This window comes from Photorhabdus sp. P32, assembly GCF_038085095.1.
GTDB classification, from domain to species: domain Bacteria; phylum Pseudomonadota; class Gammaproteobacteria; order Enterobacterales; family Enterobacteriaceae; genus Photorhabdus; species Photorhabdus luminescens.
Genome location: NZ_JAZGJN010000166.1, coordinates 1 through 6956, shown reverse-complemented (window position 1 = coordinate 6956; position 6956 = coordinate 1). Strand labels below are relative to the sequence as shown.

The following is a 6956-nucleotide window of genomic DNA, read 5'->3' as shown; positions in this document are numbered from 1 at the left end:
TATCATAGAAAAATATCAGTTAATTCTCATATTTCTTGAGCTGAAAATTTAATTGACTAAAAAACATCATTTTGAACATCAGTTAACCAATCAAACTCAATTTTCACTTTTCCCCTTTGACAAGACCAAAATACCCGGATATTATTCGCCTCGTTGTCAAGGACAATTCCTCCATAGTTCAGTCGGTNNAGTCCAGTTGGAGGAGCCAAATTCATAAAAAGCCCGCCTAGTGCGGGTTTTTTGCATTCCTAATTCCACCATTTACTTACAATGTAACGTAATAATTCCGATCAACCTGCTTCCTAATAGCATACATTTCCAGCAAACACCCCTTGTTCGGCATAAAAACAGATCAATAAGCTCAGTTTGCCAGCAAGCAAACTATTTTTGTTATTTTCTACTTTGACAAAGCAAAAACATACCGTTAATATGCACCCCGTTGTTAAGGAGTTCCTCCATAGTTCAGTCGGTAGAACGGCGGACTGTTAATCCGTATGTCACTGGTTCAAGTCCAGTTGGAGGAGCCAAATTATGAAAATCCCGCTTAAGGCGGGATTTTTGCTATTCTGACCTCTCTACTTAATTCTCCACCACCATTTACTCGTAACATAAGCACAATAATTCTACTCAACTTACGTTAATGGAATAAAATTCCATCAAACCTCAATTAATTAGCATAAAAATATAACAACAAGTGCATTTTGCCAGCAAACAAACCACTTTTATCATTTTCTACTTTGACAAAGCCGAAACATATCACTAATATACGCCGCGTTGTGAAGGAGTTCCTCCATAGTTCAGTCGGTAGAACGGCGGACTGTTAATCCGTATGTCACTGGTTCGAGTCCAGTTGGAGGAGCCAACTTCATTTCTATTTTTACCCTCATACTTTGTTTTTTCCTTTCTTATTAAGAAAATCCGCCTCTTATTACCCTAACTTAATTGATTTAACTGAATTTTTTTCTAAAAATTATATTCAATAATAGCTATTCGACCATTTTAGCTTTATCATCCATTCCCGGCCTGAATATGCTGAACTCAGCATCTTTCGTTCCTATCATACATACTGGAGCCGGTTTCTCATGACCACTGAATCATACACAATAAAAATCCGCCGCCCCGATGACTGGCACATTCATTTTCGTGATGGTGAAATGCTAAAAACCGTCGTTCCCTATACCAGTCATTACTTTGGCCGGGCTATCGTCATGCCTAATCTGCTTTCGCCGATTACAGAAGTGGTCAGCGCCAAAGCCTATAGAGACAGAATATTGGCAGCCATTCCCGAAGGACACAAATTCCAACCTCTTATGACCTGTTATCTTACTGACACGACTGAAAGCTCTCAGATAGAAATGGGTTATAAAGAAGGTATTTTTACCGCCTGTAAGCTCTACCCTGCCAATGCTACAACCAATTCCAGTCACGGTGTCTCTGATATAAAGAATATTTATCCACTATTAGCAGTGATGGAAAAACTGGGGATGCCTCTGCTCGTCCACGGTGAAGTTACTGCTTCTCATATTGATATTTTTGATCGAGAAGCCCGTTTTATTGAACAAGTTATGGAACCACTACGTAACCAGTTCCCAGCACTGAAAGTTGTGTTTGAACATATAACGACCAAAGAAGCCGCACAATATGTGCTAGAAGGCGATGACAATCTGGCAGCGACATTAACTCCACAACATCTCATGTTCAATCGCAACCATATGCTAGTTGGTGGAATTCGTCCACACCTGTACTGTCTGCCTGTGCTGAAACGCAATGTGCATCAAGAGGCTTTGCGGGCAGCCGTCGCCAGCGGCTGTGATCGCTTCTTCCTAGGCACAGACTCGGCGCCACATGCACAACATAAAAAAGAGTCCTCCTGTGGTTGCGCCGGCGTCTTTAACGCGCCATCAGCGTTACCTGCTTATGCAGCAGTGTTTGAAGAGATGAATGCATTACAGCATTTTGAAGCTTTCTGTTCACTTAATGGCCCTAAATTTTACGGGCTACCTGTCAATGAAGGCTTTATCGAACTAATTCGCAAACCTGCTACCATCATTGAACACATCGATTGCAATAATGAAAGACTTATTCCATTTTTGGCTGGCGAAGATGCCCGTTGGGATGTGAAAGTAGTCGACTAATATAACATGAGGGGATAGTCATTATCCCCATTAATTTACATAGTTATCAATGCACCAACAAATTGACTCATAATTCCTAACAAAAAACCTTCTTACTTTCATTAAAAAGCATATACTAACTAATGACTCATTCAAGAATGAGGCAGTTTGCTCTTAGTCAATGATATTAATAAATAATGCAGTGATCTGATTAGGAGGTTTTATGGGCAGTAAAGATGAAGTTATTCAAACGCATCCTGTAGTAGGTTGGGATGTCAGTACCGTTGATACATATGATGCAATGATGCTACGCCTTCACTATTTGTCCTCCCAAGATCAAACACCAGAACATGTCATGGTAGATCGAACCTTATGGTTGACAACTGACATTGCAAAGCAATTGATATACATCCTCCAGGCAGGAATTGAAAAGATCGAATCTTCAGAATACAGCGATCTAAACCATACGAAACATTAATAATCTTAAACCCGGACACCCGTATAAATGGGTGTCCGGCCAGGAGACACATCAATTCATCTTAAAGATTTTGTCTGAAATACCATATCACTATATAATAATTTCGGATTAAGTTAACTTAACCATCACAATTGCCGAGTTGACTACTAATAGATGGGGCGTTTATTGTGAGTTTGGCCAAACAGGAACAGGGATGTACAATAATGAAAATCTTAATTGTTGAAGAGTGCTATTATACCCGTTCAGGTATCAGCGAGTTTTTAAAGAAAAACAATAATGCTGAAAGCCTTGAAATCGTTGACTCGCCTTCAATTAACGAGGCTATAAATATTGTAACTCATTTTTCTCCTGATATCGTTCTAGCCAATTTGACACATTATTGTCATCACGCCAGTTACTGTTCCGATTTACAGAAATTTATTACTCTTATAGATAACACGCGTATATATATATACCTTAATAGCGCCTATCCTTATTGTGACAATTATATTACACTGAAAGATAATGCTTTTATTCTGGCAAAGAGAAATCTTACCTATCTTCTTAATAAGATTAGCAAAACTACATTACAGGAAATTCAGAGACATAAAGCAACGGTCGATCAATGCTGTTCTATTTTCAGTCCTCAAGAGCACAAAGTTATCGATTACTGGATGCAAGAAACCCCTAATTACCAGATATCACAAAAGTTAAAAATCAGTAATAGCACAGTCTATTCCCATAAAAGACACATTACTGAAAAAATAAATGTGCGTAATAGAATTGAACTCTGCTTTATTTACAATGTATTTAAATATCTCTATTAAAGTACCCTATTAACTATACCCAATGGATTTCAAGATGCATCGCGACGGCAAGGGAACGAATCCCTGGGAGCATAGCGAACTATGTGACCGGAGTGAATACAGCCAACAAAGAGGCAACTTGAAAGATGACGGGCATAAATCAAATAAACTGGCACATTGATCTCTGTGCCAGCGATTAATCACGTTATTCAACAGACTGTAGTGCAGTACTGCTCAACCCATCCTGTAAACGATGCCGGGATTTATTAAATATTTTAGTTCCATTTTCACGACCGGCACGGCGAGCACGCTGCTCTGTTTCCGGCAATCTGACTTCTTCTTTGCATATTTCGCTACAACAACCTTCAAATTTAGTCGCACACTCTTGGCACTGAATAAATAACAAGTGGCAACCTTCATTCTTACAATTAGTATGACTGTCGCAAGACACACCGCATTGATGGCAATGAGCAATCACCTGATCTGAAATACGCTCTCCCATCCGCTCATCAAAAACAAAGTTTTTACCAATAAAACGTACTGGTAATCCCTGTTCCTTCGCCTTACGAGCATATTCAATAATACCGCCCTCTACGTGATAGACGTTTTTAAAACCATTGTGCAACATATAAGCACTGGCTTTTTCACAGCGAATACCACCGGTGCAATACATTACAATATTTTTATCCTTATTATCCTGCAACATTTCCACAGCCATTGGCAGTTGTTCACGGAATGTATCAGAAGGAATTTCAATGGCATTTTCAAAATGCCCGACTTCATATTCATAGTGATTGCGCATATCGACAAATAGCGTATCAGGATCATCCAGCATCTGGTTGACCTGAGCTGCTTTAAGATATTCACCGGTTTTTGATGGATCAAAAGCTTCATCTTCAATCCCATCAGCCACTACGCGGTCACGTACTTTCATACGCAAAACCCAGAAAGATTTCCCATCATCATCTAGGGCAATATTCAGCCTTAAATTATCTAATGCAGGATCAACGCTATACAACAAAGCCTTAAATGCTGCCAAATTATGAGTTGGTAAACTTATCTGAGCATTGATCCCCTCTTTAGCAATATAAACCCGGCCAAATACTGAGAGCTCGGTAAATTGTTGATACAAGCTGTTACGAAAAGCCAGAGGATCTAAGATGTTAAAATATTTGTAAAAAGAGATGGTAGTACGAGGTTGGGTCTCCGCCAACATACGCGCTTTCAACTCTTTATTAGAAATGCGGTTGTGTAACACTGGCATGGTGTACTTTCCTGAATTTCAAGTCATAAGATATGGATGTATAAGTGATAGCCTCCGCTATCAAGCGTAATATGATAACGAAAATGATTTTCAACGAGTAGTCATTTGTAACGCAGCGATAGGAAATCAGTCATAAAACGGGAGAGGCCCCTCCCATTAGTTGAGCATACCGCTCTTTACACACAGGCAATAGGATAAATAAGTCAAATAGCCGATAACCAGCAGATTTAACTGGCAGTAGCTTATTAATCCTTATCAGAGCTGGAACCAATCATCAGCGCTTTCCCATGTCTCCTGTAGAATCTCTTCAACGGCTTTCCTGTCATCAGGCGTGCCGCCACGAACAGATAGCCCATCATGACTTGCCAACTTCACATTGGTTTTAATATCAGGCCATCGACGTCTAAGACGGTTATCCAGTTCCTCAGCAAGCGCAGGGACAGCACCTTTCGGCAGTTTTTTAGATTTATCGATGGTGACTTCTACATGCATAACTTTTCCCTCCACAAACAATACTGTTCATATAAACAGTAATATTATCTACATGAATTGTAAATAGCTCTGTAAAACTATTTTAATTTTTATTTATCAGTGAATTATGAGCTACCATTCTTTCATCAACGGCAAAACGGGATAATAAATAAGCACCCCACTATCGACCAAAATTGAGATCATAAACATTTCATGTTTGAAAACTTCGATATCCCGTTAAAAAATGTCACAATAGAGGAATTGTTTTGTCCATCTTATTGGAACTATAAAAACCTGAGAATCCATGATACAAGCACCTTCTTTTCAACGTTCACTGCTTCATCCCCGTTATTGGCCTACCTGGTTTGGCATCAGTCTGCTTTACTTACTGGTTCTGCTCCCCTATCCCATTATTTACTGGATAGGCACTCGTCTGGGCAGATTTTCTATGCGCTTTCTGAAAAAACGAGCCAAAGTTGCCGAAAGAAATCTTGAACTATGTTTTCCTGATATGTCACAGGAGAAACGCAATGCACTATTAATAAAAAACTTCGAATCTGTCGGAATGGGAATATTTGAAACGGGTATGGCCTGGTTTTGGCCTGACTGGAGGATAGAACGCTGGTTTAAAGTGACTGGGCGAGAAAACATTCAGAAAATTCAAACTACTGGGCAAGGGATTATTGTTATTGGTATCCACTTCCTGACATTAGAACTCGGCGCCCGTATTCTCGGTTTGCTCAATCCCGGCATTGGCGTCTACCGACCGAACGATAATCCGGTTATGGATTGGCTACAAACATGGGGACGATTGCGCTCCAACAAGTCCATGCTGGATAGAAAAGATGTCAAGGGAATGATCCGCTGTCTGAAAAACGGCGAAGTTGTCTGGTACGCTCCCGATCATGATTACGGCCCACGAAAAAGCGTATTTGCACCGCTATTTGCTGTTGAACATGCTGCAACCACCACCGGCACTTCAATACTTGTGCGCCTCGCCGATCCGGCAATGATCCCATTCACCCCCCGTCGTCTGCCTGATGGAAAAGGTTATGAACTGATTATTCAACCGGCAGTAACAGGATTTCCAAAAGATGATGAAGTGAAAGCGGCTGCTTTCATGAATAAAGTTGTTGAACAGGAAATTTTACAAGCACCTGATCAATATATGTGGTTACATCGTCGCTTTAAAACCCGACCTAAGGGGATGCCTTCTCTGTACGGACAAGCTGATAAAGTCCATTAAATTTATTAACGGCTGTTTCTTCATCCAGGAAACAGCCATAATCACTTTCACATACAACCCAATAATTGACTATTCATTTCAATGCTGATGTTATATTTCTTAATCTAATTAATTTCCAATTTTTATATAAAAAACAAGGAATCATCTAAAATCCGCTAATAAATACTAAGTTGATAACAAATACTAAGTTGATAATCAGATTACTTTATTTTCTTTACCTTTCACTATCACCGTTAATATTTATCCGTTGAAAATATGTCTTATATATTATAGTTATGACTTAATTTATTATTCTAAAATATTTTTTCATAAAAAGACATCGAATATAAATATACCCTTCATCTTTCAAGCTGCTGCTTTGTTGGCTGCTTTCACTCACCCCAGTCACATCGTTATCTATGCTCCTGGGGATTCGTTCACTTGCCGCCGCGCTGCAACTCGAAATCTATTAGGTATATACCCGTGCTCATTGAAACTGCTTGATTTTCGCCCAAATGAGGTTCATGGTATCCGTCATGAAAATATTCATTACCGATGAACAAAAAGCCGAACTTGAACACCTCCATCACACTTGCCGTGATAAGCGGGAGTGTGATCG

7 protein-coding genes and 2 tRNA genes are annotated in these 6956 nt (G+C 39.6%); 6 read left to right on the top strand and 3 right to left on the bottom strand.

Annotated features, from left to right (window positions below; genetic code table 11):
• Window positions 1-451: 451 nt before the first annotated feature.
• From V2H77_RS01495 to V2H77_RS01475, 5 genes are all read left to right on the top strand, one after another.
• A tRNA-Asn gene (locus V2H77_RS01495) sits at window positions 452-527 on the top strand.
• Window positions 528-786: 259 nt separating this feature from the next.
• Window positions 787-862: transfer RNA gene (locus V2H77_RS01490), tRNA-Asn, on the top strand.
• Between the two features lie 220 nt (window positions 863-1082).
• Window positions 1083-2135 carry a dihydroorotase gene (pyrC, locus tag V2H77_RS01485; RefSeq protein ID WP_341497380.1) on the top strand — a complete coding sequence of 351 codons (1053 nt, stop codon included), beginning with the start codon at window positions 1083-1085 and terminating at the stop codon, window positions 2133-2135.
• 202 nt (window positions 2136-2337) lie between these two features.
• On the top strand, window positions 2338-2592 hold the full coding sequence (gene bssS / locus V2H77_RS01480; protein ID WP_036775794.1) for a biofilm formation regulator BssS: 255 nt from the start codon (window positions 2338-2340) through the stop codon (window positions 2590-2592).
• Window positions 2593-2795: 203 nt separating this feature from the next.
• The gene (locus tag V2H77_RS01475) at window positions 2796-3398 is read left to right on the top strand and encodes a response regulator transcription factor (protein WP_341497381.1); all 603 of its coding nucleotides are present in this window, start codon (window positions 2796-2798) and stop codon (window positions 3396-3398) included.
• A gap of 184 nt (window positions 3399-3582) precedes the next feature.
• On the opposite strand, the gene trhO is transcribed toward V2H77_RS01475, so the two are convergent.
• Complete coding sequence (trhO, locus tag V2H77_RS01470) at window positions 3583-4641, bottom strand: oxygen-dependent tRNA uridine(34) hydroxylase TrhO (protein ID WP_341497379.1); 1059 nt, start codon at window positions 4639-4641, stop codon at window positions 3583-3585.
• A 255-nt stretch (window positions 4642-4896) separates the two neighbouring features.
• Entirely contained in the window at window positions 4897-5133 is a 237-nt protein-coding gene (locus V2H77_RS01465) for a DinI family protein (RefSeq protein ID WP_265378266.1), read from the bottom strand.
• A 283-nt stretch (window positions 5134-5416) separates the two neighbouring features.
• Here V2H77_RS01465 and V2H77_RS01460 point away from each other — a divergent pair, with 283 nt between their 5' ends.
• Entirely contained in the window at window positions 5417-6358 is a 942-nt protein-coding gene (locus V2H77_RS01460) for a Kdo(2)-lipid IV(A) acyltransferase (protein ID WP_341497378.1), read from the top strand.
• 416 nt (window positions 6359-6774) lie between these two features.
• On the opposite strand, the gene V2H77_RS23540 is transcribed toward V2H77_RS01460, so the two are convergent.
• The coding region (locus V2H77_RS23540) for a hypothetical protein (RefSeq protein ID WP_445935445.1) at window positions 6775-6956 on the bottom strand (182 nt) is incomplete at its 5' end.